This window comes from Massilia sp. GCM10023247 (genome assembly GCF_042653325.1).
In the GTDB taxonomy this organism is placed as follows: Bacteria; Pseudomonadota; Gammaproteobacteria; order Burkholderiales; family Burkholderiaceae_D; genus Telluria.
In genome coordinates, this window is sequence record NZ_JBHSIB010000005.1 from 124704 (window position 1) to 149479 (window position 24776).

The window sequence follows — 24776 nt, forward strand, 5'->3', positions numbered from 1 at the left end:
GGGGCGAGGTCGCGCATGGCGTATCGTGCCACGCGATTTTTACAGGGTAATGTAACGCCTCAGTTTAGGACCCAGGCTATTGGTCACCGCCAGCGGCAGGCGCTGCCAGGCGCTCTCGATCAGCGGGCGCAGCCTGGATGCGCTGCCGTTCGTCGCCGGCGCCAGAATGGGGGCGGCGCCCTGGACGTCCCAATCGCGCCAGTCGAGCGCCACCGGCAGCGCGCCCCATTGTTTTTTGAACTTATAGGTTCCCTCGCCAAACGTCGAGCGGCCGAAATCGAACTGGCGCACGCCGCTTTCGCACAGACGCGACTGGATCGCCCAGTACAGCAGCATATTCGGCGCCAATGAATTGTAGTCCGCCAGCGTCGAGGCCCAGGGAATGACGGCACTGTCGCCGCACAGCAGCACCCAGCCCGCGCCGACCGCCTTGCCCTCGTGACGCACGATGACGATGAACATGTCGCCCCCTGCGCTGTAGTGGCGGTGGATGGCCTCGAACCAGGCCAGGCTGTGCGGAGGGCTGCCGAGCCGGCGCATGTTCCTGCTGTAGACGTCGTAGAACTCGCCCAGGCCTGCGGCGCTGGTCGTGCGCTCCGACGTCAAACCGTTTTTTTCTGCCTTGCGCACCTGGCTGCGCAGTTTCGGTGGATACGACTGCATCAGGGCCGCCGCGCTGTCGGGCAGGTCCAGCACCATGCGCACCTTGCGTCCCGCCAGCGCCGCTTCGTCTTCGCCCGCAGGGGCGGAACAGCGCAATTCCAGCCGATTGACGCCGGCAGGGCCGGCATCGCGCCGTGCGCGCGCCAGCAGCGCGTCCGCCACCTCATTCGAAACGGCAAGCGGGCCACCCAGGTCGCAGAACGGCAAGGACACCCAGCGTGGGCGGCCCATCGGGCGCGTGACTTTGCACAAAGGCAAAATGCCGAGCACCTCCTCGCCTTGGCGCGCCACCAGTACCTGCCCCGTGTAGCCGTAGGCGCTCGCCACGCTGCGGCGCCACCCTGCCAACTGGTAGGCGTTGCCGTCCGGGCGGCTGCGCACGAAGGCGTCAAAGACGTCGTTAGCGGACGCGTCGTTGTCAAAATAAGCAATTTCGAGGTTGTTCAAGCACAGCTCCTGCGTTAGACGTCGGCTTCGCACCAATGCACGATTGGTCGCGCAAGATTGTAAGCGATGGATCCTTTATTCGATGCATTCCCGTCAATTGTGTGCAGGACACACTGTGCAATGCGTGCCTGGATTGCCTGGTTGAAGATGCTGTGCACGACCCGGCAGGGCAGGCGGCCGCGCCTTGCCTGCGGCAGCGCATGCGGGCTGCGTCGGGTGCCTCGCGGCCACGCCAGCCGTCGTCCGCTCTCAACAGTATTAACAATAAAAACAACAGCTTCCACGATTTTTGCTGTCTAAAATGCAAGCTGAATAGGGCATCGGTTATACTTTCCTTCCTTTTCACAGTCGCGGCTGCTCGCTGTGTTATCGGAGGGATCTCGACATGTCATTGGAAGACCCAGTGCGACAACGCATCGCCAGGTTGCGCTTTCTGATGAGTGTCAGGGTGATCCCCGCGCATGTTTCCCCTGTCGTTCTCCCTACCGAGCTCGCCACCGGCCGCTTCGCCCTGGCCATACGCGTCCTGCAGCGGCTTGTGTTCTGCTACGGAATGCCAGGAGCGACGCTGCCGGTTTCCAGCCGTTTGCGTGAAAAGTTAATACATTGCCTATATAAATCCGGCGCGCACGATTCATTTTCAAATCGCAACTTGTTTGTTGGAAAATGCTAATATTTCAATATCCGCTGTGCGTCGGGCCCTTCCGGTTGGGGGGCGCACAGGTACACATCGAGGCCGGACGGGCCGCGCGTGCGCGGTTCACGGGGCCTGGACAACAGCGTGCCAGCGTGACCGGGGCACCAAAAAAATTCCTTGCCACACTAGTTGGCGCAATAGCAAACTTTATTCGATAACGGAAGCTGATAATGAAAGCAGATCAGGTCGTCGCGGTAGTAGGACTGGGGTATGTCGGGTTACCGCTCGCAGTAGAATTCGGCAAAAAAGTACGTACGATCGGTTTCGACCTGTCGGCGTCGAAAATCGAGAACTACAAAAATTTCATTGACCCGACCGGCGAAGTGTCGACCGAACAGCTGCAGGCTGCGCGTCAACTCGAAGTCACGACCGACGCCACCATGCTGGCCCAGGCCGACTACGTCGTGGTCGCCGTGCCGACCCCGGTCGACATCGCCCACAACCCGGACTTCACCCCGCTGATCGGCGCCAGCACCACGGTCGGCAAGAACCTCAAGCAGGGCGCGATCGTCATTTTCGAATCGACCGTCTACCCGGGCGCGACCGAGGAAGTCTGCATCCCGCTGCTGGAAAAGCATTCGGGCACCAAGTGGAAGGAAGGCTTCCACGTCGGCTTCTCGCCGGAGCGCATCAATCCGGGCGACAAGGAACACACCCTGACGACGATCCTGAAAGTGGTCTCCGGCGACGACGCCGAGACCCTGGAGCGCGTCGCCCAGCTGTACGAGACGGTGATCACCGCCGGCGTCCACCGCGCCTCGAGCATCAAGGTGGCGGAAGCGGCCAAGGTCATCGAAAACACCCAGCGCGACCTGAACATCGCGCTGATGAACGAACTGGCGATCATTTTCGACAAGATCGGCATCGACACGCTGGAAGTGCTGAAGGCGGCCGGTACCAAGTGGAACTTCTTGCCGTTCCGCCCGGGCCTGGTCGGCGGCCACTGCATCGGCGTCGATCCCTACTACCTGACCCACAAGGCCGAGATGGTCGGCTACCACCCGCAGGTGATCCTGGCGGGCCGCCGCATCAACGACGGCATGGCCAAGTTCGTTGCCGAAAAGACCGTGAAGTCGATGATTTCCTCGGGCTTCCAGGTCAAGGGCGCCAAGGTCAACGTGATCGGCCTGACCTTTAAAGAAAACTGCCCGGACCTGCGCAATTCGAAAGTGGCCGACATCGTCCATGAGCTGCAGAGCTATGGCGTGGACGTGCACGTCTGGGACCCGCTGGCCGACGCCGACGAATCCCAGCACGAATACGGCATCCGCCTGGAAAAGAGCTGGGACAGCCTGCCGAAGGCCGACGCCCTGATCGCTGCCGTGCCGCACAAGGAAGTGCTGGCCATGTCGCTGGCCGACTTCCAGTCCAAGCTCAACGACGGCGGCTGCTTCATCGACGTCAAATCGCAATTCGACGAGAAAGCCATCCGCGAGGCCGGCTACTGCGTCTGGCGCCTGTAACACCAGCATGCGCAATGACACGCCGGGCCGCACGCGGCCCGGCGTGGGATTCACCCTTCGTCCGGCAATGCCGGACGTGGCCGATCCCCCTTCCGGTAGCGCCGGTTGCGGCAAGATCGACTCGGTCCGGCAGCGTCCGGCCCTGAGAGAGCTACCTTCGTTATCAATAAATGTTCGGAAAATTGTGAATAAGATTCAAGACGTTAGGCAGCAGCTGGGCGAGCACAGTCACCATTGGCTGGTCACCGGCGCGGCCGGCTTCATCGGCTCGAACCTGGTCGAGACATTGCTGGCGCTCGGCCAGCGTGTCACCGGGCTCGACAACTTTGCAACGGGACAACGGCGCAACCTGGAGCAGGTGAAAGAATCTGTCACGGAAGAGGCTTGGATGAAATTTAATTTCATCGAAGGCGATATCCGCAACCCCGCAGATTGCGCCCGCGCCTGTGCCGGGGTCGACTTCGTGTTGCACCAGGCCGCGCTCGGCTCGGTGTCGCGTTCGATCGACAACCCGCAACTGACTAACGAGACCAACGTCACCGGTTTCCTCAACATGCTCGTCGCCGCGCGCGACGCCAAAGTGCGCCGCTTCGTCTACGCCGCGTCCAGTTCGACCTATGGCGACCACCCGGCGCTCCCGAAAGTGGAAGACGTCATTGGCAACCCGCTGTCGCCCTACGCGGTGACGAAGTACGTCAACGAGCTGTATGCGAACGTGTTCGGCCGTACCTACGGCATGGAATCGATCGGCCTGCGCTACTTCAACGTGTTCGGCCCGCGCCAGGACCCGCACGGCGCCTATGCCGCCGTGATCCCGCAATGGGTGGCCGCGCTGATCCACAACCAGCCGCTGCGCATCAACGGCGACGGCGAGACCAGCCGCGATTTCTGCTACATCGCCAACGTGGTGCAGGCGAACCTGCTGGCCGCGGTGGCGCCGTCCGAGGCAGCCAACCAGGTCTATAACGTGGCGCTCAACGAGCGCACCAGCCTGAACCAGCTGTACGCGATGATGCGCGACCTGCTGCGCGCGCGCTTCCCGCATGTGGACGCGCACCAGCCGCAATACGTCGATTTCCGCCGCGGCGACGTGCGCCATTCGCAGGCCGACATCACGAAGGCCGCCACGCTGCTGGGCTACGCGCCGACCCACCGCATCGGCGAGGGGCTGGCACAGGCCATGGATTGGTATGTCCGCGACCTGCTGGGGCAGGACTCGTCCGGGACGCCGGCGCACGGGGCCGCCGCGCCCGCGGTATCCGAGTAAGCAAGAAGAATCAGGAGGCTGACGTGTTCAGGATTTCTAACCACTACGTGTCGAAGATCGTTTCCATGCTGTTGATCGTGGAAGTGCTGGTGCTGCTCGGCGCGGCCTATGCCGGCGCCGCGCTGCGCTTCATGGATCTCGATCCCACGCTGAGCGTGCCCTCGCTCGACCATTTCTTTACCTCGGCCGTCGCGTTCGCGCTGGCGATCGTGTTCAGCATGAGCGCCATGGGCATGTACCAGCTCGACTTCGAGGAAGGCCTGCGCCACCCGTTCCTGATGAAGCTGATGCCCTCGTTCGCGATGGGCTTCCTGATCCTGACGCTGGTGTTCTACATCGCGCCGGAACTGTCGTTCGGGCGCGGCATCCTGGTGCTGGTGTTCGCGCTGTCGGCGATCGGCATCTTCACCGCGCGCATGATCTTCTTCAAGACCTCGGAAGCGCGCTTCCTGCAGTCGCGCATCATGTTCCTCGGCGGCGGTCCGCTGGCCAAGGAATGCGCCGACCTGGCCCAGCGCGCCAACCGCTACCACCGCTACAGCATCGCCGGCTTCATCCCGGCCGCGGGCGAGGAAATGTGCGTCGCGCCGAACGAACTGCTCAAGATGCGCGACGGCGATTCGCTCGTCAAGCTGGCGCGCCAGTACAACGTGTCGGAGATCGTGGTGTCGGTGCAGAACCGGCGCGGCGGCTTCCCGATCAAGGAACTGCTCGACTGCAAGCTGCAAGGCCTGAAAGTGACCGACGCCGCCACCTTTTTCGAGCGCGAAACCTGCCAGATCCGGGTCGATTCGATCCAGCCGAGCTGGCTCGTGTTCGGCGGCGGCTTCGACCAGAGTTTCGTGCGCATGTTCATGAAGCGCGCCTTCGACCTGGTGTGCAGCACCGCGATCCTGGCGCTGACCTTCCCGCTGATGCTGGTCGCCGCGCTGGCGGTCTGGTTCGAGGACCGCGGCCCGATCTTCTATTCGCAGGAACGCGTTGGCCGCGACGGCAAGAGCTTCTTTGTCCATAAATTCCGCAGCATGCGCGCCGATGCCGAAAAAAGCGGCAAGCCGCAATGGGCCGCGCAGAACGACCCGCGCGTCACGCGCGTGGGCAACTTCATGCGCAAGACCCGTATCGACGAGCTGCCGCAGATCCTGAACGTGTTCAAGGGCGAGATGTCCTTCGTCGGCCCGCGCCCGGAGCGTCCCTATTTTGTCGAGCAACTGATCGAAGTCGTTCCGTACTACAATGTCCGCCACAGCATCAAGCCAGGCATCACCGGCTGGGCACAAGTGCGTTACGGCTACGGCTCCTCGGCCGAGGACGCGCTGCAAAAGCTCCAGTACGACCTGTATTACGTAAAAAACAACAGCCTGTTCCTCGACTTCCTGGTGCTCATTAACACCTTGAAAGTGGTCTTGTTCCGCAGCGGGCGCTAAGGAACGCCGCTGAGCATGCCGGGCAGCGCCCGGATAACGATTGTGCCGGGCCTGAGCGGCCCGGCTCCTGCCCATGGATAGTGTTTCCCTCACCAGCATCGCCGCCTACAGCTATGGCCTCGCCGCCATCGGCTTCCTGGGCCTGTGCGTGCCGCTCCTGACGAGCTGGCGCGGGCGTGCCTACGGGCCGGTGCTGGTCGCGGCTTGCCTGATCTCGAGCTTCTGGGCCGCGTCGCTGGCCTGGGCCGCGACCGACCTGCTGATGTGGACCGACCTCTCGGACGGCTTCGAGGTGGCGAGGAATGCCGCCTGGTCGCTGTTCCTCGTGGTGCTGCTGGGCGACTGGCGCAAACCGGGCAGCCGTTTCACCCTCGGCCTGCGCCCGGCGCTGTTCGCGGCGGCGGTGTGCTATGCCCTGACGCTGTGCGCGGCGATCCTCGGCTACTGGGACCTGGCCCTGCTCGACAGCGTGCTGCCGGTGATGGCGCGCGTGGTCCAGGCCGTCGGCGGCATGCTGCTGGTCGAGCAGGCCTACCGTAACAAGTCGGTCCAGGAACGCTGGGCGATCAAGTTCGCCTGCCTCGGCATCGGCGGCATGTTCGCCTACGATTTTTATTTGTACAGCCATGCCATGCTGTTCCGCGAAGTCGACCAGGACATCTGGATCGCGCGCGGCGTGGTCAACGCGCTGACGGTGCCGCTGCTGGCGATCTCGATGGGGCGCGCGAAATCCTGGCGCTCGCCGCTGGCCGTGTCGCGCCGCGCGATGTTCCACTCGGCCGCGCTGTTCGGCTCCGCCGCCTACCTGCTGGCGATGGGCTCGGCCGGCTACTACCTGCGCTATTTCGGCGGCAGCTGGGGCACGGTGATGCAGGTGACCTTCCTGTTCGGCGCGCTGCTGCTGCTGGCCGGGATCCTGTTCTCGGGCACCTTCCGCGCCTGGCTGAAGGTGTTTATCAGCAAGCATTTCTACAGCTACGGCTACGACTACCGCGAAGAGTGGATGCGTTTTACGCGCACCCTGTCGGAAGCGGGGCCGAACCTGGGCGAGCGCACCGTGCAGGCGGTGGCGGCCCTGGTCGAGAGCCCGGGCGGGGCACTCTGGCAACGGCGCGAATCCGGGGCCTTCGCACCGGTCGCGCGCTGGCAGGTGCCGATGAGCGACGCCATCGAGCCGGGCGACGCGCCGCTGGCGCGCTTCCTCGAGACCACCCAATGGGTGATCGACCTGGACGAATATGCGGCCTACCCGGAAAAGTACGACGGCCTGGTGCTGCCGGAATGGCTGCTCGCCTGGCCGCGCGGCTGGCTGGTGGTGCCGCTGATGCTGGGAACGAAACTGTTCGGTTTCGTGGTGCTGCAGACGGCGCGCAGCCCGGTGAAACTGAACTGGGAAGTGCTGGACCTGCTGGAAATCGCCGGCAGCCAGGCGGCCAGCTACCTGGCGCAGCAGGACGCGGCCGACGGCCTGATGGTGGCGCGCCAGTTCGAGTCGTTCAACCGCATGTCGACCTTTGTCGTGCACGACCTGAAAAACCTGGTCTCGCAACTGTCGCTGATGAGCACCAACGCCGAAAAGCACAAGCACAATCCCGAGTTCCAGGCCGACATGCTGGAAACGGTGTCGCTGTCGGTGCAGAAGATGCGCCTGATGCTGCAAAAGCTGTCGCGCATCGATGTCGAGGAAAAGCCGGTGCCGCTCGCCATGGACCAGGTGGTGCGGCAGGCGGTGGCGATGAAGGCGGCCTTCGAGCCGCGCCCGACACTTGACGTGCGCGAGACCGGCCTGCGCGTGCTGGCCGACCGCGAGCGGCTCGAGCGCGTCGTCGGCCACCTGATCCAGAACGCGATCGAGGCCACGCCGAAAAACGGCAGCGTCACGATCGCCCTGGCGCGCGCCGGCGAGACGGTGCAGGTCGAGATCGCCGACACCGGCGAAGGGATGAGCGAGGACTTCATCCGCGAGCGCCTGTTCAAGCCGTTCGAGTCGACCAAGTCGGCCGGCATGGGCATCGGCGTGTTCGAAAGCCGCGAATACATCAACGAGCTGGGCGGGCGCCTGGAAGTGACAAGCCAGCCGTCCGCCGGCACTACCTTCAAAGTCGTCCTGCCGCTGTACCGACAGGATGCGCTGCTCGCCGAGCGGGCGGCCTGAACCGAGGATTACCGTGACACAGAACAAACCCAAACTCCTGATCATCGAAGACGACCCGGGCCTGCAAAAGCAGCTCAAATGGAGCCTGGACGCGTATGACGTCGTCGTCGCCGGCGACCGCGAAGCGGCGCTGGCGCAAGTGCGCCGCCACGAGCCGGCCGTCGTCACCATGGACCTCGGGCTGCCGCCCGACCCGGACGGCTCGACCGAGGGACTGGCGACCTTGCAGCAGATCCTGGCGCTGGCGCCGGACACCCGCGTGATCGTCCTGACCGGCAACCAGGACCATGCGAACGCAGTCAAGGCGATCGGCCTGGGCGCCTACGATTTTCATCAAAAGCCCTGCGACCCCGAGGTGCTCAACCTGGTGATCCAGCGCGCCTTCTTCCTGCACGAGCTGCAGCAGGAAAACCGCCGCATGCAGCAGCAGCAAGCCGATTCGCCGATGTCGGGCGTGATCTCGCGCGCGCCGTCGATGCTCAAAGTCTGCCGCAACGTCGAGAAGGTCGCGCCGACCTCGGCGTCCGTGATGCTGCTCGGCGAGTCGGGCACCGGTAAAGAGGTGCTGGCGCGCGCCGTGCACGCCCTGTCGCCGCGCGCGAAAGAACGCTTCATGGCGATCAACTGCGCCGCGATTCCCGAAAACCTGCTCGAGAGCGAACTGTTCGGCTACGAGAAGGGCGCGTTCACCGGGGCGGCCAAGCAGACCAAGGGCAAGGTGGAACTGGCCCACGGCGGCACCTTCTTCCTCGACGAAGTGGGAGACCTGCCGATGCCGCTGCAGGCGAAGCTGCTGCGCTTCCTGCAGGAGCGCGTGATCGAGCGCATCGGCGGCCACGAAGAGATCCCGGTCGACGTGCGCATCGTCTGCGCGACCCACCAGAAGCTCAAGGAATTGTGCGCACAAGGGCGCTTCCGCGAAGACTTGTATTACCGCCTGTCCGAAATCGTGGTCACCATCCCGCCGCTGCGCGAGCGCGAAGGCGATGCGGCCCTGCTGGCGCACCACTTCAAGAACAAGTTCTGCGCCCAGGAATCGCGCCCGGCGCTGCACTTTTCGCCGGACGCGATTGCCGCGATCGAAGCCTATCACTGGCCGGGCAACGTGCGCGAGATGGAGAACTACATCAAGCGCGCCGTCATCATGGCTGACGGCAATACGATCGTCGCCGACGACCTCGGCCTGCCGGGCGAAGGGGCGGAAGAAGAGCCGATCAACCTGCGCCAGGTGCGCGACGAAGCCGAGTACAAGGCCATCATCAAGGCGCTCGCGCGGGTCGACGGCAACATCGTCAAGGCCTCCGAAATCCTCGGCATCAGCCGCCCCACCATGTACGACCTGATGAGCCGTCACAACATCAAGACCGCCGCGTGAGGCTGCTCACGCTGCTGGCCGTGCCGCTGCTGCTGACGGCGGCCGGCGCCGCCGGCGGCCTGTATTACCTGCAGTCGCAGGGCGCCACGCCACGCGCGCTGGCGCCGTATCTCCTCAAGCGTACCAGCGGCCACAACGACGTGATCGTCGGTGCCGGCCGCTTCGCCGCCGCTACCCTGCTGCGGCTGGACCGCGGCGCCGTTGCTGCCTATGCGCCGCCGGCGCTGGTGCTGGGCGCCCAGCCGGAAGGGGGGCCGGCCCCAGCGGGCAGGGAGCGGCTGGTGGCCACCAGCGAGGAAGCGCGGCAGGCGATTGCGCGTGCCGAGCCGGGCGACGTCATCACCTTCCTGCCGGGAGCGTACGAGATCCGGCGCACGGTCTACGCCACCCGCCCGGGCACAGCCGAGGCGCCGATCGTGGTACGTGCGGCGAACCCCGGTACGGTCGACATTGCGTTCCGTTCAGGCGAGGGATTTGGCGTCCTGGCGCCGTACTGGCGTTTCGAGAACCTGACGATCCGCGGCGCCTGCAAGATCCCGGGACATTGCGAGCACGCCTTCCACGTGGTCGGCAAGGCCCACCATTTCGTCGCCCGCAACAACACGATCCGCGACTTCAACGCCCATTTTAAGATCAACGGGGCGCGCGGCGACTTTCCCGACCACGGCCTGATCGAGTCGAACACCCTGGCCAACACGGCGCCCCGGCGCACCATGCATCCGGTCACGCCGATCGACCTGGTGGCAGCGAGCGACTGGGTCGTTCGCGCCAACCTGATCCAGGATTTCGTCAAGCTCTGGGGTGACGGGATCAGCTATGGCGCCTTTGCCAAAGGCGGGGCCGAGCGCACCGTCTTCGAGCGCAACGTGGTGCTGTGCGAAGCGGCGCTGGCCGGCGCTCGCGGGCAGCGCATCGGGCTGTCCTTCGGGGGCGGCGGCACCGGCAAGCGCTATTGCCGCGACGGGCGCTGCATCACCGAGCACGATGGCGGCATCATGCGCGCCAACCTCGTGGCAGGCTGCTCCGAGGTGGGGATCTACCTCAACAGCGCGGCCAACACGCAGTTGCTGCACAACACCGTGCTCGACACGGCAGGCGTGCAGGTGCGCTTTCCGGAAAGCGGCGCCACGCTCGACGGCAACCTGATCGACGGACCGATCCGTGACGACGAAGGCGGCGTGCTGCGCCTGGGCGAGAACCTGAGCACGGCCATCGGCTGGCTGTATCTCGGAAGCCATCCGCAGCGCCGGCAGTTCGTCGATCCGGCCCGGCTCGACCTGCGCTGGCGCACGCAAGCGCCGCGCCGCGCGACGCCAGGCGGGCACGGTGCGGGCGAAGTGGATCTGTGCGGGGCGCGGCGTGCCGGCAAGCCGGCGTATGGCGCATTCGACGACTTTGCCGCCTGCCTGCGCCGGTGAGCTTTATGACAGCGGCCTGGCGGCCAGTTGCTCGGGCGTCGAATAGATGGTGATGCCGGCGCCGGCGAGCACCTGCAGGTGGTCGAAAAAGCCCTGGGCCGGAATGAACCAGGTCTGCGCAGCGCCGACCTTGCCGCTCACGCGCAGCCCTGCGCGGTCGAATTCCCGTTCAAAATAGTCGCGCAAATCGGCACATGCCGGGTTGTCGATGCGGCGCGCCGGCACCCCGCGCGCGAATGGGCGAACCGGTACCTCCCAGGGCCGGCCTTCCCGGTCCAGGCAGGGCAGGCGGTAGGTACGCTCGTCCCAGATCGGGACAGGGAAGGCATCGCCGAGCGCATCTTCGAGCAGGTGATAAAACGTCACCGGCCCCATCGACACACCGAGTCCCAGCACCTTGGCCCGTTCCAGGCCGACGAAGCGCTGCCAGGGGGAACCGTGGCCGAAGATCGAGGGGGCCAGGTGATGGGCCTCGGTCAGGTATTGCGCGTGGCGGCCCCAGGCCGACACGGAATGGGTCGGATGCAGGCTGCGATGGGTCGCGGCCTGGGCCAGGAAGGTTTCCGGCAGACGGCCCATGTTGGTCCCGTGGCGGTTCAGGTCGAACGTATAGCCTTCCATCTCGCAGGTGGCCCTGACGGTACCGGCCGGCAGGTAATAGGTCGGCACCAGTAACGTGCCTTCCGGCCCGACCGCATCCTGCAAGGCGCCGACCACCGCCGCCGCACCGCCATCGACGTAGCCGAGGCTCTTGAGCGACGAGTGAACGAACACCGTGTCGCCGCGCTCGATGCCCAGCCCGGCCAGGTCGCGTGCCAGCTCCGCGCGCGTGACGTGGCGGCCCGCGCGCCGGATCTGCTGTTCGTTGCGCCGGCGACGCGCGCTTTCCAGCACCGCCTTGATCGCATGCTTGAGCGGCCTAAACATTGACGTTATTTTCTAGCGCGTCGGCGTCCTGGCCGGCTTGCGACAGTTCGGCTTCCAGCACGTTGACGTCGATACAGAACTTCGCAGCCCAGTTCAGGTATTCCCATTGGCCATAGGCCCCATTCACCGGGAACGAGCCTTTGATGCCGCCCACCCGGCCGTCCTCGCCCTCGAGGCGCACGGTGCGGCGCACAAACGAGGTCAATTTCTGACCGGCAGCGAAGTAACGGGCCTCACCGGTCACGCGATACAACAGGAAGAAGCAATGCGCGATTTGCGCCGAACCGGTCAGGCACGCATATTCTGCGGCCGGGCCGAAGTCGCGGTCGAGCCGCCCTGCCATGTAGCCGGCCGGTCCGATTGCGCCGATCAGGCCGTTTGCAGTACGGATCGCTGCCTGTAGCAGGTCGGCACGGCTGGACAAGAGGTAGCCCTCGAGCACGCCACGCAACACATAACCGATCGTGTGGGTCAGCGGATTGTCCGCGTCCGTCAGGCAGTTCGACGCAAACCAGCCGTTTGCTTGCTGCTTGCTCAGCGCCCACTCGACTTGACGCAGGCCTGCCGGCCCATAACCAAGGCCGGGAGCAACGCGCTCGGCTTCGAACAAACCCCATGCAACGTGGGTTTCGTATGCCTTCTCGCCCGGCTTGGCGAAGGGGGTCGGGAACTTGCGCCAGCAGCCATCGTCATCCAGGCTGTCGCGCAACCAGGACGCGGCGCGGTGCATGGCGTCCAGGTAGCGTGGGTCGCCGTATTCGGCGGCGCCGGCCGCCAGCCCGATCAGGATCTGACCCGTGTTGAAGGTCACCGGGACGCGCGGCTTCGCATCGATCTTGCCGCCTTGGAAGCCGCCTTCCGCGAACTGAATGGCGACGCACCAGTCCAGCATGCGGCGTGCCCGTTCGTGCAGGCTGGCGTCGCCGCTGCGATGGGCCATGGCGATCATGGTCGGGATGATGTAGCCGGTCGTCTCCGGATACGACGTGGCCCAGCCGTTCTGCAGGGAGAAGTCGCGCGCCACGCCGCCATCGTTCGATGCCGACTTGTCTTGTGCCAGGCACAACCATTTGGTGCAGCTGGCGATCACCGCTTCGGGACCGGGATCATGCGCCGCGAGGCCGAGCAGGTCCTCCTCCAACTCACGCCTGGCGAGTGCCGTTAGCGAAGAACGGGGCAACAACTTGTTTTTGACCGACTTGATTAGACGGAACACTGGCATCTCTCCAGAGGTGTTAGGCGATCCCGGTTGAGTGGACATTTAAGAAAGTATTCTGCCACGGGAAGTTCTTATTTGTAGATATTTTTCTGGTATAGATAGTTACATTTACGCGACATTTCAGCATTTGTCGGCTGCGGCTGGCAGGGAAAGCGTTGAGGAGAGAGGCGTTAACGCAACAGTTCCGTGCAGCCGTGCGCAGGCCCGATTGCCGGGCCCCCGGCCCTGCTTCAGGCCTTGCGGCGCGCAACGCCGATGGCTGCCAGGCCGATACCGACCAGCGCCACCGAGAACGGTTCAGGGACGTCGACCGGCGCGACGCCAGGGGTGTACTGCGCTTCCAGGGTCGACCTGACGAACTGGTAGTCGCCGTAGCCCGCCGCCAGGGTGAATGCCAGCTTCCCGGTGAGGTTGAGCGCGTGCAACGCGCCGCCGGTGATGCCCAGTGCCTCGAAGCTGCGCGCGCCGTTGTTCAGGTCCTGCCCCTGGAGCAGCACGACACCGCTGCTGTCGATCGTCAGCGAATAGCTTTCGCTGCCGCCCTGGCCGCTGCCGCCGACGTCTTTCAGGGTAATCGAGAGGAAGGCCGACTGAATGGTATCGAAACCGGGGGTATAGGCGTTGTCGGTGAAATCGTGCTCGAACGTAAACGGATGGGTACGATCGACCGTCACCGGGCCCTGCAATTCGACCGTGTCGATCAGCGTCGCGTGGGCAAAGCCCGAGCAGGCCAGCAGGAGCGAAGCGGCAAGCAGTTTCTTGAAATGTTTCATGGATATCCCTTCAGCAATTGTTGTTGAGTTATTGTCTACTCATATGCAATTGCTGTGCCAGCAAGGTTAGTATCCTATGTGCATCATACGCTTCCTGGCGGATTGCCACCTCGGGTGTAAAAATTTCCGACAGTACATTGTTAAATCCTGAGTGCAATGCTGGCGCGCGGCGCGCGCCGATATGGCCGTGTCTTTGCCGGGCCGGCACGGGTCCGGCAATGGAGGGCTTACCAGGAGCGCAGCCAGTCGCGCGTCCAGTTGGAAACCTGGTCCTGCCAGGGGCGGCGCGAGAAAGTGTGGTCGGCCTTGTCGATCTGGCGGCGCGTAAAACGCGGCGCCGACAGCAGGCGTTGCCAGGCGCCGGGACGGCTCGACAGGTCGGCGAACTCCTGGGCCGTCAGGTCGGCGCCGCTCAGCACCACCAGCACGCGCCCGCCGAAGCGGGTCAGCGCGCCCTGCATGCGCTCGGGCAGGGCCGCGTCGGGCGCGCCGGCCGCGGCTGCGGGCGCCGGTTTTGACATGAACGCCTTGCCCAGGTCCTGGCACAGCGAGCGCACCGACGCCTTGATGTCGAACTGGCCGCTGCCGATCTTCTTCCACAGGCGCGCGTCGAACAGGCGGTCGCGGTAATAGTGCTTGATGGTGGCGCGCGCCTGTCCCGCTTCGGTCCGCACCCAGGGATTCAATAGCACCAGCCCGGTGACGCGCGGGTCCTGCGGCGCATACATGCTGGCGGCCGAGGCGCCGTCGCACAGGCCCCACAGCACCACCTCTTCGAGGCCCGGCACTTCCAGGAAAAAGCGGTCGACGGCGGCGCGCAGGTCGGCGTCGACGTTCTCGAAATCCTGCAACGGTCCTTCGCTGTCGCCCATGCCGCGGTAATCGAAGCGCATGGCCGGGATGCCGGCCGCGGCCAGGTCGCGCGCGAGCAGGGTGAACTGGCGGTGGCTGCCGGCGCGGTATTGCGGGCCGCCGACGACGATCAAGACGCCGCGCGCCGGCGCCGGCGCCGCCTCGGGCAGGCTCAGGATGCCGTACAGCCAGGCGCCGCGGCAGGGAAAGGCGAGGGCGCGCTCGCGAGGCACGGCGTCAGGCATCGGAATTCTCCAGGCTGGCCAGGGTCGCCTCCAGCAGGGCGGGGCAGTCGATGGTTTCGGGCGCCGTCCAGAATTGCGGGCCCTGCACCTGCTGCACGTCGACCTGGCTGCCTTGCAGGCGCCAGGTGTCGGCCACGCGCACGGCGGCCGGCGGCAGGGGGCGGCCGGCGGCGGCCGTCACTTCGAACCAGGAGATGGCGCAGCGCGGGCCGAGTGCGCGCGCGTCGGCCGCGTCGATGCCGGCCGCCAGCTGCGGGTTGAGCGTATAGCCGGCGATCTCGAGCGATTCGCCGCCGGCCAGGGTTTCGCGCAGCGCCTCGGTGCCGCCGCTGTCGCTGCCGCCGGCCAGTAATTCTCCCGCCAGGCGCAGGCGCAGGAAGCCGTTCAGGTAGCCGGAACCGTTGGTGACCGGCTGCCACAGCAGCAGTCGCTGCGGCGGAATCGGCGCGCGCTGGGCGTGCGCCACCGCCAGCAGCGCGCCCAGGCGCAGGCCCCACAGGCCGGCGCTGCGGCCGAGGCGTTCTTCGATCCAGGCGCGCGCCTGCGCGATGTCGCGCAGCCAGCCGTCCCAGGTCGCGTCGCCGAAGTCGTCGGCGCTGTCGCCGCAGCCGTGCAGGTCGATCAGCAGCACGCCCACCCCTTGCGCGGCCAGCGCGCGCGCGCCGAGCGCAGCCATGCGGCGCGAACGGTTCATCTCCTCGGCGAACGGATGCACGTAGACCAGCGCGCCGCGGCAGGCGCCCTGCGGGGCGTGGTACAGGCAGAAGCGCGGGCCGTCGGGCGTGTCGAGGAAGAAGGCGTCGGCGGGCGCGTGGCCGGGGGTGGTCATTGCCCCGTTACTCGGCGCGTTCGGCAACGAAACCGGCCAGGCTGCCGAGGGTGGCGAAGGTGCTGGCGCTGATGTCGTCGTCGTCGACAGCGATGCCGAAATGCTCTTCCAGCGCGCCGATCAGCGTCACCACGGCCATCGAATCGAGCTCGGGCAGGCTGCCCAGCAGCGGCGAGTCGGCCGTGAGCGCCTGCCCGGCGGGGCCGAGGTTGAGCACGTCGATCAGGAGGGTCTTGACTTCTTCAAGGTACTTCATAGGCTCGTCGTCGTAGTGTGTGCGGGCCGGGATGGCGCCTTCGCTGCGGCCTTGGCTCCCGCCTTGGCGCGTGCTTCCAGCAGCGCGTGCAGGCGGCCCAGTCCCGGCCAGCGGTAATAATTGACATGGTACATAGTGCGTACCTCTTCCGTCCAGCGCGTATGCCATTCCATCACGCGTCCGTAGAATTCGAGGCGCCTGAAACGCCCGCCGTCGAACAGGCTGCGGCAGGCTTCCTCGCGCATGAGCAGGGTCGGCGACAGGTTCGACGGCACGCTTTCGTCGTAGGCCGTTTTCAGCACCACGATGCTGTCGCCGTCTTCCACGCACAGGTCCATCGCCACCAGCTGCTCGCCGAAATAATAGCGGTAGACGCTGGCCGCGCCGCGCGCCGCCATGCTTTCGAGCATCGCGCGGTAGTAGCGGCCCTGGGCATTCTCGGCGCTCACCGCCGTGCCCTGGCCGCCCTTCCAGCCCGTGGTCTCCAGGCGGCCGTAGTCGCGCACTGCCTGCGCCATGCCGGCAGGGGCGCGCTCGACCACCATGCGCGTGGCGACGCCGTCGCGTTCGAGGCGCGCGCGCTGCTTTTTGAGGTTGCCCCGTAAATTTTTTCCGCGCGCATTCCAGTAGGCCTCGAAGCCGCCGTCCAGGGTCACGTGCGCGGTGTCGATGTAGTCGAGGGTGCGGCTGCAGGGGCCGTCCAGGGGACGCGGCATCAGTAGCGGGTCCATTTGCGTCAGCGCCAGCATCAGCGGAAAGCCGGGCAGGGCCTGCATCAGGCTGCGCGCCAGGCGGGCCGTGTCCTGGCCCGGGGCCTGCAGCCACAGGCCGAGCGGGGCCTGCGCCGGCTGGAAGGTGGCCCAGGCTCCTTTTCGGCTGGGGCGCACGATCGCCAGCGCGCGGATCGCCGCGCCGCTTTTCAGGCAGGCGAGCAGCTCGTCGCCGCGGCCGAACTGCTCGACGAGCGGCGCCACGAAGTCGAATGCGAGCAGGGCCGAGGCCTGGCCGGGGCCGAGCGAGGCGTGCAGGCGCGACCAGGCGTCGCGGTGCTGCGCGAAGTCGCGCGCGGGAGCGAGGGTCCAGCTCATGCGGTCACCGCCTCGCGCAGGCGCGCCACCAGCCAGTCCACTTCGGGTTCGGTCAGCTCCTGGTGGCAGGGCAGGGCCAGCACCTGGCGCGCCAGCATGGCGGCGTTGGCGCAGGTCGCGCCATCGACGCCTTGCCAGGGCGGATTGCCGAAGCGCGTCAGCGGCACCCCGAGCGCCTTCAGACGCGCGAACAGGGTGTCGGGATCGTCGGCGACGACCGGGAACACCCAGGGGCAGGCGCCGTCCGGCAGGCGCGCATGCAGGGGGCGCACGCCGGGCAGGCCGCGGATCGCTTCCTCGAGGCGCGCATAACGGCTGCGGCGCAGCGCCTGGATACGGTTCGGGGACGCCAGCTTGAGCATGGCGCGCGCGAACAGGGAAGAGCGCTTGTCGAGCCAGCGCGGATCGAAATTGAAGCTGCTGTCGGACGAGTCGGGCGCCAGCGCCGGCGCCGCCTGTCCCGGCCGGCGGCGCTGCTTGACCAGCCGCCACAGCGTGCCTTTCGCGCGCAGCGGCAGCCACAGGGCGGCGCGCACGACCGGCAAGCGGCCGTAGGCGAAACCGCGTTCGAGCGAATCGAGCGCCGCCTTGGCTTCGAAGCCGGCACCGGCCGAGCGCAGCCTGATCCGGTCGAGCGCATGGCGTGCCGACACCAGCGCGCCGCCTTCGTAGATCGGCAGGAACTTCATGCTGCTGGCAATCGCATAATCGCCCCAGGCGCCGACCGGCCGCCCGCCGTGTTCGCCGATGAAGCAATGGGCGCAGTCTTCGATCAGGGCGATGCCGCGCGCGTCGCACAGCGCGCGGATCGGCGCCATCTGCTGCGGGAAGCCGAAATAATGGGTGACCATCACGGCGCGCGTGGCGGGCGTGATGTTGGCGGCCAGGTCGTCGAGGTCGACCGCGGCGTCGGCCTGCACCCGGTAGAAGCGGGGCGCGGCGCCGCGCCACAGGACCGGCGGGATCATCGAAGGGCTGTGGTAGGCCGGCACCAGCACCTCGTCGCCGGGGCCGACGCCGATCTCGCGCAGGGCCAGGCCGATGGCCACCCGTCCGCTCGTGACGAGGCGGTAGTTACCGGCGTCGAGTACGGTCGCCACCCGCGCACCGGCGGCACGCCGGAACGAGGACGCCGACAGGATCGGCGCCAGCGGAATCAGGGGCCGGACGGGAAGCGGGTGGGCAAGCATGCGGGCAGTATAAACCGGGTGTTGAAAAATTTGCCACGAAACATCTCCTGTCGCAAGCAAAACGACGTGTCCGGCACGGCCGAAAAGCTGCAAGCTGTTAAGATTGCGCGCTGCGCGGCCTTCCATCGCATACTCCCGCACTGACCTGACCATGGCTGACCTCATCCACGATTTTATTTTCGATTCCGCACGCCGCACGCCCGGTGCCGCCGCGCTTGCCCATGGCGCCACGCGCCTCGACTATGCCGCGCTTGCCGCCGCCGTCGAGGGCGCGGCCGGGGCCCTGATCGATGCCGGCATCGCACCGCGCGAACGGGTCGCCGTGTTCCTCGAAAAGCGCATCGAGAACGTGGCCGCGATGTTCGGCGCGGCGCTGGCCGGCGCCGTCTTCGTGCCCGTCAATCCGCAACTGAAACCCGAGCAGGTGGCCCACATCCTGGCAGACTGCAACGTGCGGGTGCTGGTGACATCGAACGAGCGCCTGGCGCAGCTGCAAGGCGTGTTGCCGGCCTTGCCCGACCTGCGCACGGTGTTCGTCACCGGCGTGCCCGCCGCCGCTGCCGATGCCGAGACGGCGCCCGGCCTGCGCGGCTGGGACGCGGCGCAGCGCGCACCAGGCGCCGCCATGCTGGCCGCGCGGCGCCCGATCGACGCCGACATGGCCGCGATCCTGTACACCTCGGGCAGCACCGGCAAACCGAAGGGCGTGGTGCTGTCGCACCGGAACATGGTGGCCGGCGCGCGCAGCGTCGCCAGCTACTTGCAGCTCACGCCGGAAGACCGCATCCTGTCGGTGCTCCCGCTCAGTTTCGATTACGGCCTGAGCCAGCTGACCTGCGCCTTTCTCACCGGCGCCAGCGCGGTCCTGATCAACCACCTGTTCGCCAAGGACATCCTCGAGGCGGTGGTCGCCGAACGCATCACCGGCCTGGCCGCGGTGCCGCCGCTGTGGTTCCAGTTGTCGAACCTGTCCTGGCCGGCCGACTGCACGCTGCGTTATTTGACCAATTCCGGCGGCGCCCTGCCGACCCGCACGGTGGCCTGCCTGCGCGCGGCGCTCCCCGCTGCCGAGCTGTTCCTGATGTACGGCCTGACCGAAGCCTTCCGCTCGACTTACCTGCCGCCGGCCGAACTGGCGCGCCGTCCCGATTCGATGGGGCGCGCGATCCCGAATGCGCAGGTAATGGTGGTGCGGCCCGACGGCACACCCTGCGCGCCGAACGAGCCGGGCGAACTGGTGCACCGGGGCGCGCTGGTGTCGCTCGGCTACTGGAACGACCCGGTCAAAACCGCCGAGCGTTTTAAACCGGCGCCGGGGCAGGATCCGGCGCTGCCGCTGGTCGAGATGGCGGTCTGGTCGGGCGACACGGTGCGCATGGACGAAGAGGGCTTCCTGTACTACATCGGGCGCAGCGACGACATGATCAAGGTGTCCGGCTACCGCGTCAGCCCGACCGAAATCGAAGAGGCGGTGCATGCGACCGGCCTGGCGCTGGAGGCGGTCGCCTTCGGCGTGCCGCATCCGCAGCTGGGCCAGGCGATCGTGCTGCTGGCGCTGCCGAAGGAGGCCGGCCTGCGCAGCGCCGAGCTGCTGAAACAATGCCAGCGCCGCCTGCCGGCCTGGATGGTGCCGGCCCATATCGCGCTGCATGAGGAATCCTTCCCGCGCAACCCGAACGGCAAGATCGACCGCAAGCTGCTGCAGCAATCCTTCATGACGATGTTCGACGACTCCGAAAGCAAGCAATGAACGCGAAACCGGTCCATGCCCAGCAAACCCTGTTCCCGGTCGTCGACGACTGCCTGCACGTGGGCGGCATCGCGCTCACGCGCCTGGCGCAGCGGGTCGGCAGCACGCCCTTCTATGCCTACGACCGGCGCCTGCTGAGCGAGCGCGTGGCGCATATCCGCGCCCACCTGCCGCGGGAGGTCGAGCTGCATTTTTCGATGAAGGCCAATCCGATGCCGGCGCTGGTGCAGCACCTGTCGACGCTGGTGGACGGCATCGACGTCGCATCCGGCGGCGAACTGAAGGTGGCGCTCGACACCGGGATCGCGCCCGAGCGCATCAGCTTTGCCGGCCCCGGCAAGTCGGACGCCGAGCTGAGCCGCGCGGTCGCGGCCGGCGCCGTCGTGCACGCGGAATCCGAGCGCGAGATCCGCGCGCTGGCGCGCATCGGCGGCGAACTGGGCATCGTCCCGCTGCTGGTCCTGCGCATCAACCCGGATTTCGAACTGAAAGGTTCGGGTATGCGCATGGGGGGCGGCGCAAAACAGTTCGGCATCGATGCCGAAGACGCGCCGCGCCTGCTGGCGCTGGCCGCCGCCCTCGGCTTGACCGTGCTCGGCTTCCACATCTTCAGCGGCTCGCAAAGTTTGAAGGCCGAGGCCATCGTCGAGGCCCAGGCCCAGACCCTGCAGCTGGCCGAGCGGCTGGCCGGGGAGATGCGCGACCCGCTGCGCATCCTGAACATCGGCGGCGGCTTCGGCATCCCGTATTTCCCGGGCGAGGCCGCGCTCGACCTGGCGCCGATCGGCGCGGCCCTGGCCGCGGCCCTGCCGCGCGTCAGGGAGCGCCTGCCCCAGGCCCAGCTCTCGATCGAACTGGGGCGCTACCTGGTGGGCGAGGCCGGTGTCTACGTGGCGCGCGTGATCGACCGCAAGGTCTCGCGCGGCCAGGTGTTTCTCGTCACCGACGGCGGCCTGCACCACCACCTGGCCGCTTCCGGCAACTTCGGCCAGGTAATCCGCAAGAACTACCCGGTCGCGATCGGCAACCGCATGAGCGCCTCCGCGCAAATCGAGACCGCGTCCGTGGTCGGCCCGCTGTGCACCCCGCTCGACCTGCTGGCCGAGCGCATGGACTTGCCGAAGGCCGAGATCGGCGACCTGGTCGTCGTGTTCCAGTCGGGCGCCTACGGCCGCTCGGCCAGCCCGCAGGGCTTCCTCAGCCATCCCGACGCGCCCGAAGTGCTGGTTTGATACGGTTCGGTCTGGAGTGTGGACGCTTTTAAGAAATTACGTTATCTTAAAAGTTGCATACTTATAAATATAGTGCGCGTACGGGCAGGAGCAGGACCGCATTTTTCCAGCCCGCACGCGCAAGAAGCATGACCGCATCCTTACCTGTACAACCTGCATTGACCGGCATCGCTCGGGCGCGCCTTGAAAGCGCGCTGGATCGCTTGCGCACGCTTGGGGTGCCTGAGCCCCTGGCACGACTCGAACGCTTCCTGAGCGCCTTTGACGGGCTGCCGCGCGACGCACGCTACAAGGACGTGCACGGTGCGGCACGCGCCATCCACGACGAGGTCCTGTCCGCGGCCGGCCAGCCCGCAGCACGGCTGCTGCTGCTGGCGGCACTGTTCAAGGCGGTGTGCGACAGCGTGGCCGGTTCCCGGCTCCCGATGCTGCCGCCGCGCGTGCTGAAGCACCAGATGCGCCAGTTCGCGCGCATCGTCGCGCACGAGGACAGTTTTGCCGAGGAATGCCATTTCGGCAGTGACGTCTACATGAAGGAACTCGGTCTTGCCAGGCTGCGCCTGTATGCCGGCGCCTCCAACCTGATCGATCCCCAGGCGGGCGTGGCCCGTTCGACGCTCTGGAAGGGCGGCATGCTGCAGCTGTTGCCGCGCGCGCTGCTGTTCGCGCGGCTCGGCGGATTCAAGCCCTTCTTCGAGATCCACGCCCACAAGCTGTACATGGAAGAATTCAATGCCGAAGGGCGCCGTGAATGCTACCGCTGCTGCGCCGACCTGTACGCCCTGCATCCGGAGGTGTTGGGCATGTACGCCGGCAGCTGGTTCTACGATCCGGCCTTGACGCGCTTGAGCCCGCACCTTGGCTACCTGCGCGAGGACGCGGTGGCGGGTGGTTCGGCCTGCCTGTTCGTCGCCCACGACGCACAGGCCGTCGACTATGCGACCGCCAAGTCGGCCAAACGGCGTGCCGCTTACGCTGCCGGCGAGTACCGCCCGGCAACCTATGCCCTCATCTGGCCGCGCCGCGCGCAAATCGCCTGGGCGCAGCGCCAGTCCTGATCCCTTTCATGGAAGACCTTAGCGATGTCACTTAAAAAAGCTGTCCTTGTGGCCGCCAAGTCAGCCGGGCTGTTCGCGTTGATGCGCGCCCTCACGCGCAAGCGCCCGCGCATTCTGTGCTACCACGGCGGCAACCTGGGCGACGAGCGGCATTACAACCCAAAACTGTTCTGTACCACGGAGCAGCTGCGCCAGCGGCTCGACTGGCTGCGCAGCCACGGCTTCGCGCCGGCCACGCTCGACGAAACGCTCGAAGCGGGCGACGGCCGCGCGATCCCGGTTGCGGTCACGCTCGACGACGGCTGGTATTCGTCCTGGCGCGACCTGCTGCCGGTGCTGGCCGAATACGGCTACCGGCCCGTCTTGTACCTGCACTCGGAAGCCTATGAGCAAGGTGGGCCGATCGCCGGCGTCGCCCTGCGCTACCTCGTGTGGAAAGCACCGCGCCAGCCACGCCAGGTGGCCGGATTCGGCCCCGACCTCGACGGCGGCTACGACCTGGCGCGCGAGGGCGACCGCCGCATGCTCGTCGAGCGTGCCGAACACTGGTTGCGCACGCTCGCCCCGCGCGAGCTGGAGGCAGGCCTGGTGCGGCTTGCCGAAGCGGTCGGGGTGCCGGCGGCGACGCTGGACCTGGCCTCGCGCCGCTTCAGCTATATGACGCGTGACGAACTGCATCAGGCGGCCACGAACGGTTGCGCAATCGAATTGCACGGCCATGTGCATGCCTATGTGCCGGGCGAACTCGAAGTCAATCGCGCCAACATCGAGCGCTGCCGTGAATCGATCCTCGCTGCCGGGCTGCCCAACCCCGTGCACTACTGCTATCCGAGCGGACGCTTCGACCCCGGCGCCGCCAGCGCCATGCGCGCCGCCGGCGTGCGTACTGCCACCACCTGCCTGCCGGGACTGGTCAAGATCACGCACCCCGACGATGCCTTCTTCCTGCCGCGTTTCCTCGATGGCGGAAACGTCTCGATGATCGAGTTCGAAGCCGAGATGAGCGGCGTGAGCGCACTGGTGCGCAAGCTGGCGTCCCTGGTGCCGGGGCAGGCGCGGGCGGGCAGGCCCGCCATGGCCTGAGGCAGGCTTACGACACTGGACGCGCAGCCTGGTCGCCAGGGTACTTGCGCAGCAACATGGGTGCGATTTGTGTTTTGGACCAGTCACGTGATTGACGTAGCTGTCGCGCCGCATAGAGGCACAGCGGGTGTTTCAGGAACAAGGAACGTGCCAGCGCAGGCTGGGAAGCGAGCCAGTTGTTGACCATTTCCTGTGCTGTCGCGGGGAGCAGGCGCGGAGGAAGCCGTTGAATCGACATGTGATCGCGAAATGCCTGGCTCTCCAGTATGCCCTGCGCCTGGCGCAGCCGCCGCTTGAAGTAAGCGATGGCATTCTTGTAGCTCATCTCGGAAATGCCCTCCACATCCCAGGTCGCATCGCCTACCGCCACGACGCTGCCACGCGTCCACGGGTTATTCGAGGGATCGAGCCGGTAGGTCAAGGCTGCGCCAAGCAGCGGATCGGTCCGATACAAGCCAAGGGGCAAGCGGAACCCCGTGGCTTTGACGCCTTGCATGCTTGTCGCCGTCAACGCATATAAATTGCCGTGAATGCCGCCCCCTCTGCGCAACATGGTTTCCCGCATGCGTTTGGCCGATCGGCCGCTGGTCGGAACGGCGCTCGCGGCCATCGCATTCGGCTTGCTTGCCAAATGTTGTTCAATAACATTGAAAGCATCGGATCGGGGGCGCGCATAGCCATCGATAAAGAAGGTAATCCCTTCCGTGTCCCAGATATGATGGACATATTCGTTCCAGGTATGTGCCTTGTCAGGCGCGTCAATTGACCAGATACGCAAGGTGCAGTTACTGCTGGTAATTGCCGCTGCCATCTCGGAGCAGTCCTGGGCAAGCGCCCGGTTGCCATTGATGAGGACATCGATGGTGGCACGTCGGCCGGCACAGGCAGTAATGCTTGCATGCACGGTGCCCATCAGCACTGAAGCTGTTTCGCGTGCAGCGAAAATGGCGACGGCCCATGGCGGTGATGCGTCAGCTGTATGTGTCACTTGGGCGGCTCCCTATGGCAAGAATTCTTCAAACGTTTTTATGGTTATTGACAACTTCGTTTCGAACCTGCATCTAGAACGATTAGTTCGTGAAGAAATACAAAGTGCTTTCCCGGGCATCCTGCTAATGCGAAATAAATGTTTCTGACGCATCAAGACGGTAACTTCGGAGTAAATCAGGGTTTGAGCATTCGGCAATAAGGCTTACCCGAAATGGGTAGTATATTACGCGTCTTCGCAAGGCTAAGTGTAATAATTACAACAGGCAGGATTTTTTTGTTGGCTGAATGGCTTCTTAAAAAATAATGCACGGGTGTAATTTCTCAGATAAAAATTCTGTTTCTTGTTGAATATTCATGGATCACTTTTAATTG

Annotated in this window: 20 protein-coding genes; 10 read left to right on the forward strand and 10 right to left on the reverse strand. The window is 65.8% G+C overall.

Annotated elements, in window-relative coordinates:
* Positions 1 to 39: 39 nt before the first annotated feature.
* Positions 40 to 1110 carry a FemAB family XrtA/PEP-CTERM system-associated protein gene (locus tag ACFPAH_RS02010; RefSeq protein ID WP_379739847.1) on the reverse strand — a complete coding sequence of 357 codons (1071 nt, stop codon included), beginning with the start codon at positions 1108 to 1110 and terminating at the stop codon, positions 40 to 42.
* Positions 1111 to 1977: 867 nt separating this feature from the next.
* Between ACFPAH_RS02010 and ACFPAH_RS02015 the strand changes: the two genes are divergently transcribed.
* The 6 genes from ACFPAH_RS02015 to ACFPAH_RS02040 all read left to right on the forward strand — a co-directional run bounded on the left by ACFPAH_RS02015 (position 1978) and on the right by ACFPAH_RS02040 (position 10912).
* Positions 1978 to 3270, forward strand: coding sequence for a nucleotide sugar dehydrogenase (locus ACFPAH_RS02015; protein ID WP_379739850.1), 1293 nt, complete (start codon positions 1978 to 1980; stop codon positions 3268 to 3270).
* Positions 3271 to 3454: 184 nt separating this feature from the next.
* Positions 3455 to 4537, forward strand: a complete 1083-nt coding sequence (locus ACFPAH_RS02020; protein ID WP_379739853.1) for an SDR family oxidoreductase — start codon at positions 3455 to 3457, stop codon at positions 4535 to 4537.
* A 23-nt stretch (positions 4538 to 4560) separates the two neighbouring features.
* The gene (locus ACFPAH_RS02025; RefSeq protein ID WP_379739856.1) at positions 4561 to 5964 is read left to right on the forward strand and encodes a TIGR03013 family XrtA/PEP-CTERM system glycosyltransferase; all 1404 of its coding nucleotides are present in this window, start codon (positions 4561 to 4563) and stop codon (positions 5962 to 5964) included.
* Positions 5965 to 6037: 73 nt separating this feature from the next.
* On the forward strand, positions 6038 to 8119 hold the full coding sequence (gene prsK / locus ACFPAH_RS02030) for an XrtA/PEP-CTERM system histidine kinase PrsK (RefSeq protein ID WP_379739859.1): 2082 nt from the start codon (positions 6038 to 6040) through the stop codon (positions 8117 to 8119).
* Positions 8120 to 8132: 13 nt separating this feature from the next.
* Entirely contained in the window at positions 8133 to 9494 is a 1362-nt protein-coding gene (gene prsR, locus ACFPAH_RS02035; protein ID WP_379739862.1) for a PEP-CTERM-box response regulator transcription factor, read from the forward strand.
* A complete protein-coding gene (locus ACFPAH_RS02040; RefSeq protein ID WP_379739865.1) occupies positions 9491 to 10912 on the forward strand; it encodes a right-handed parallel beta-helix repeat-containing protein in 1422 nt (473 codons plus the stop codon). Before prsR ends, ACFPAH_RS02040 begins: the two co-directional genes overlap by 4 nt.
* A 3-nt stretch (positions 10913 to 10915) precedes the next feature.
* On the opposite strand, the gene ACFPAH_RS02045 is transcribed toward ACFPAH_RS02040, so the two are convergent.
* From ACFPAH_RS02045 to ACFPAH_RS02080, 8 genes are all read right to left on the reverse strand, one after another.
* Positions 10916 to 11839, reverse strand: a complete 924-nt coding sequence (locus ACFPAH_RS02045) for an AAC(3) family N-acetyltransferase (protein WP_379739868.1) — start codon at positions 11837 to 11839, stop codon at positions 10916 to 10918.
* Complete coding sequence (locus tag ACFPAH_RS02050) at positions 11832 to 13055, reverse strand: hypothetical protein (RefSeq protein ID WP_379739871.1); 1224 nt, start codon at positions 13053 to 13055, stop codon at positions 11832 to 11834. Before ACFPAH_RS02050 ends, ACFPAH_RS02045 begins: the two co-directional genes overlap by 8 nt.
* 233 nt (positions 13056 to 13288) lie before the next feature.
* Complete coding sequence (locus ACFPAH_RS02055; protein WP_379739874.1) at positions 13289 to 13831, reverse strand: PEP-CTERM sorting domain-containing protein; 543 nt, start codon at positions 13829 to 13831, stop codon at positions 13289 to 13291.
* Between the two features lie 227 nt (positions 13832 to 14058).
* Complete coding sequence (locus ACFPAH_RS02060; RefSeq protein WP_379739877.1) at positions 14059 to 14928, reverse strand: hydrolase 1, exosortase A system-associated; 870 nt, start codon at positions 14926 to 14928, stop codon at positions 14059 to 14061.
* The gene (locus ACFPAH_RS02065; RefSeq protein ID WP_379739880.1) at positions 14921 to 15757 is read right to left on the reverse strand and encodes a hydrolase 2, exosortase A system-associated; all 837 of its coding nucleotides are present in this window, start codon (positions 15755 to 15757) and stop codon (positions 14921 to 14923) included. The genes ACFPAH_RS02060 and ACFPAH_RS02065 overlap by 8 nt, the downstream gene beginning before the upstream one ends.
* Before the next feature lie 7 nt (positions 15758 to 15764).
* Complete coding sequence (locus tag ACFPAH_RS02070) at positions 15765 to 16013, reverse strand: acyl carrier protein (RefSeq protein WP_379739883.1); 249 nt, start codon at positions 16011 to 16013, stop codon at positions 15765 to 15767.
* Positions 16010 to 17101 (reverse strand): GNAT family N-acetyltransferase, encoded by a 1092-nt coding sequence (locus tag ACFPAH_RS02075; protein ID WP_379739886.1) that lies wholly within the window; start codon positions 17099 to 17101, stop codon positions 16010 to 16012. Before ACFPAH_RS02075 ends, ACFPAH_RS02070 begins: the two co-directional genes overlap by 4 nt.
* The gene (locus ACFPAH_RS02080) at positions 17098 to 18291 is read right to left on the reverse strand and encodes an aminotransferase class I/II-fold pyridoxal phosphate-dependent enzyme (protein WP_379739889.1); all 1194 of its coding nucleotides are present in this window, start codon (positions 18289 to 18291) and stop codon (positions 17098 to 17100) included. The genes ACFPAH_RS02075 and ACFPAH_RS02080 overlap by 4 nt, the downstream gene beginning before the upstream one ends.
* A gap of 151 nt (positions 18292 to 18442) precedes the next feature.
* Between ACFPAH_RS02080 and ACFPAH_RS02085 the strand changes: the two genes are divergently transcribed.
* The 4 genes from ACFPAH_RS02085 to ACFPAH_RS02100 all read left to right on the forward strand — a co-directional run bounded on the left by ACFPAH_RS02085 (position 18443) and on the right by ACFPAH_RS02100 (position 23414).
* On the forward strand, positions 18443 to 20041 hold the full coding sequence (locus ACFPAH_RS02085; protein ID WP_379739892.1) for an acyl-CoA ligase (AMP-forming), exosortase A system-associated: 1599 nt from the start codon (positions 18443 to 18445) through the stop codon (positions 20039 to 20041).
* Entirely contained in the window at positions 20038 to 21273 is a 1236-nt protein-coding gene (locus ACFPAH_RS02090) for a pyridoxal-dependent decarboxylase, exosortase A system-associated (protein ID WP_379739895.1), read from the forward strand. Before ACFPAH_RS02085 ends, ACFPAH_RS02090 begins: the two co-directional genes overlap by 4 nt.
* Positions 21274 to 21491: 218 nt before the next feature.
* The gene (locus tag ACFPAH_RS02095) at positions 21492 to 22331 is read left to right on the forward strand and encodes a hypothetical protein (RefSeq protein ID WP_379739898.1); all 840 of its coding nucleotides are present in this window, start codon (positions 21492 to 21494) and stop codon (positions 22329 to 22331) included.
* 24 nt (positions 22332 to 22355) lie between these two features.
* On the forward strand, positions 22356 to 23414 hold the full coding sequence (locus ACFPAH_RS02100; protein ID WP_379739901.1) for a polysaccharide deacetylase family protein: 1059 nt from the start codon (positions 22356 to 22358) through the stop codon (positions 23412 to 23414).
* 7 nt (positions 23415 to 23421) lie between these two features.
* On the opposite strand, the gene ACFPAH_RS02105 is transcribed toward ACFPAH_RS02100, so the two are convergent.
* On the reverse strand, positions 23422 to 24327 hold the full coding sequence (locus ACFPAH_RS02105; protein WP_379739904.1) for a hypothetical protein: 906 nt from the start codon (positions 24325 to 24327) through the stop codon (positions 23422 to 23424).
* Positions 24328 to 24776: the final 449 nt, after the last annotated feature.

Excerpts from the sequence above, each read along its gene's own strand:
- ACFPAH_RS02085 (WP_379739892.1), top strand. The coding sequence starts at position 18,443 with ATGGCTGACCTCATCCACGATTTTATTTTCGATTCCGCACGCCGCACG.
- ACFPAH_RS02100 (WP_379739901.1), top strand. The coding sequence starts at position 22,356 with ATGTCACTTAAAAAAGCTGTCCTTGTGGCCGCCAAGTCAGCCGGGCTG.
- ACFPAH_RS02060 (WP_379739877.1), bottom strand. The coding sequence starts at position 14,928 with ATGCCTGACGCCGTGCCTCGCGAGCGCGCCCTCGCCTTTCCCTGCCGC.
- ACFPAH_RS02105 (WP_379739904.1), bottom strand. The coding sequence starts at position 24,327 with ATGGGCACCGTGCATGCAAGCATTACTGCCTGTGCCGGCCGACGTGCC.
- prsK (WP_379739859.1), top strand. The coding sequence starts at position 6,038 with ATGGATAGTGTTTCCCTCACCAGCATCGCCGCCTACAGCTATGGCCTC.
- ACFPAH_RS02090 (WP_379739895.1), top strand. The coding sequence starts at position 20,038 with ATGAACGCGAAACCGGTCCATGCCCAGCAAACCCTGTTCCCGGTCGTC.
- ACFPAH_RS02065 (WP_379739880.1), bottom strand. The coding sequence starts at position 15,757 with ATGACCACCCCCGGCCACGCGCCCGCCGACGCCTTCTTCCTCGACACG.
- ACFPAH_RS02015 (WP_379739850.1), top strand. The coding sequence starts at position 1,978 with ATGAAAGCAGATCAGGTCGTCGCGGTAGTAGGACTGGGGTATGTCGGG.
- ACFPAH_RS02070 (WP_379739883.1), bottom strand. The coding sequence starts at position 16,013 with ATGAAGTACCTTGAAGAAGTCAAGACCCTCCTGATCGACGTGCTCAAC.
- ACFPAH_RS02080 (WP_379739889.1), bottom strand. The coding sequence starts at position 18,291 with ATGCTTGCCCACCCGCTTCCCGTCCGGCCCCTGATTCCGCTGGCGCCG.
- ACFPAH_RS02045 (WP_379739868.1), bottom strand. The coding sequence starts at position 11,839 with ATGTTTAGGCCGCTCAAGCATGCGATCAAGGCGGTGCTGGAAAGCGCG.
- ACFPAH_RS02055 (WP_379739874.1), bottom strand. The coding sequence starts at position 13,831 with ATGAAACATTTCAAGAAACTGCTTGCCGCTTCGCTCCTGCTGGCCTGC.
- ACFPAH_RS02075 (WP_379739886.1), bottom strand. The coding sequence starts at position 17,101 with ATGAGCTGGACCCTCGCTCCCGCGCGCGACTTCGCGCAGCACCGCGAC.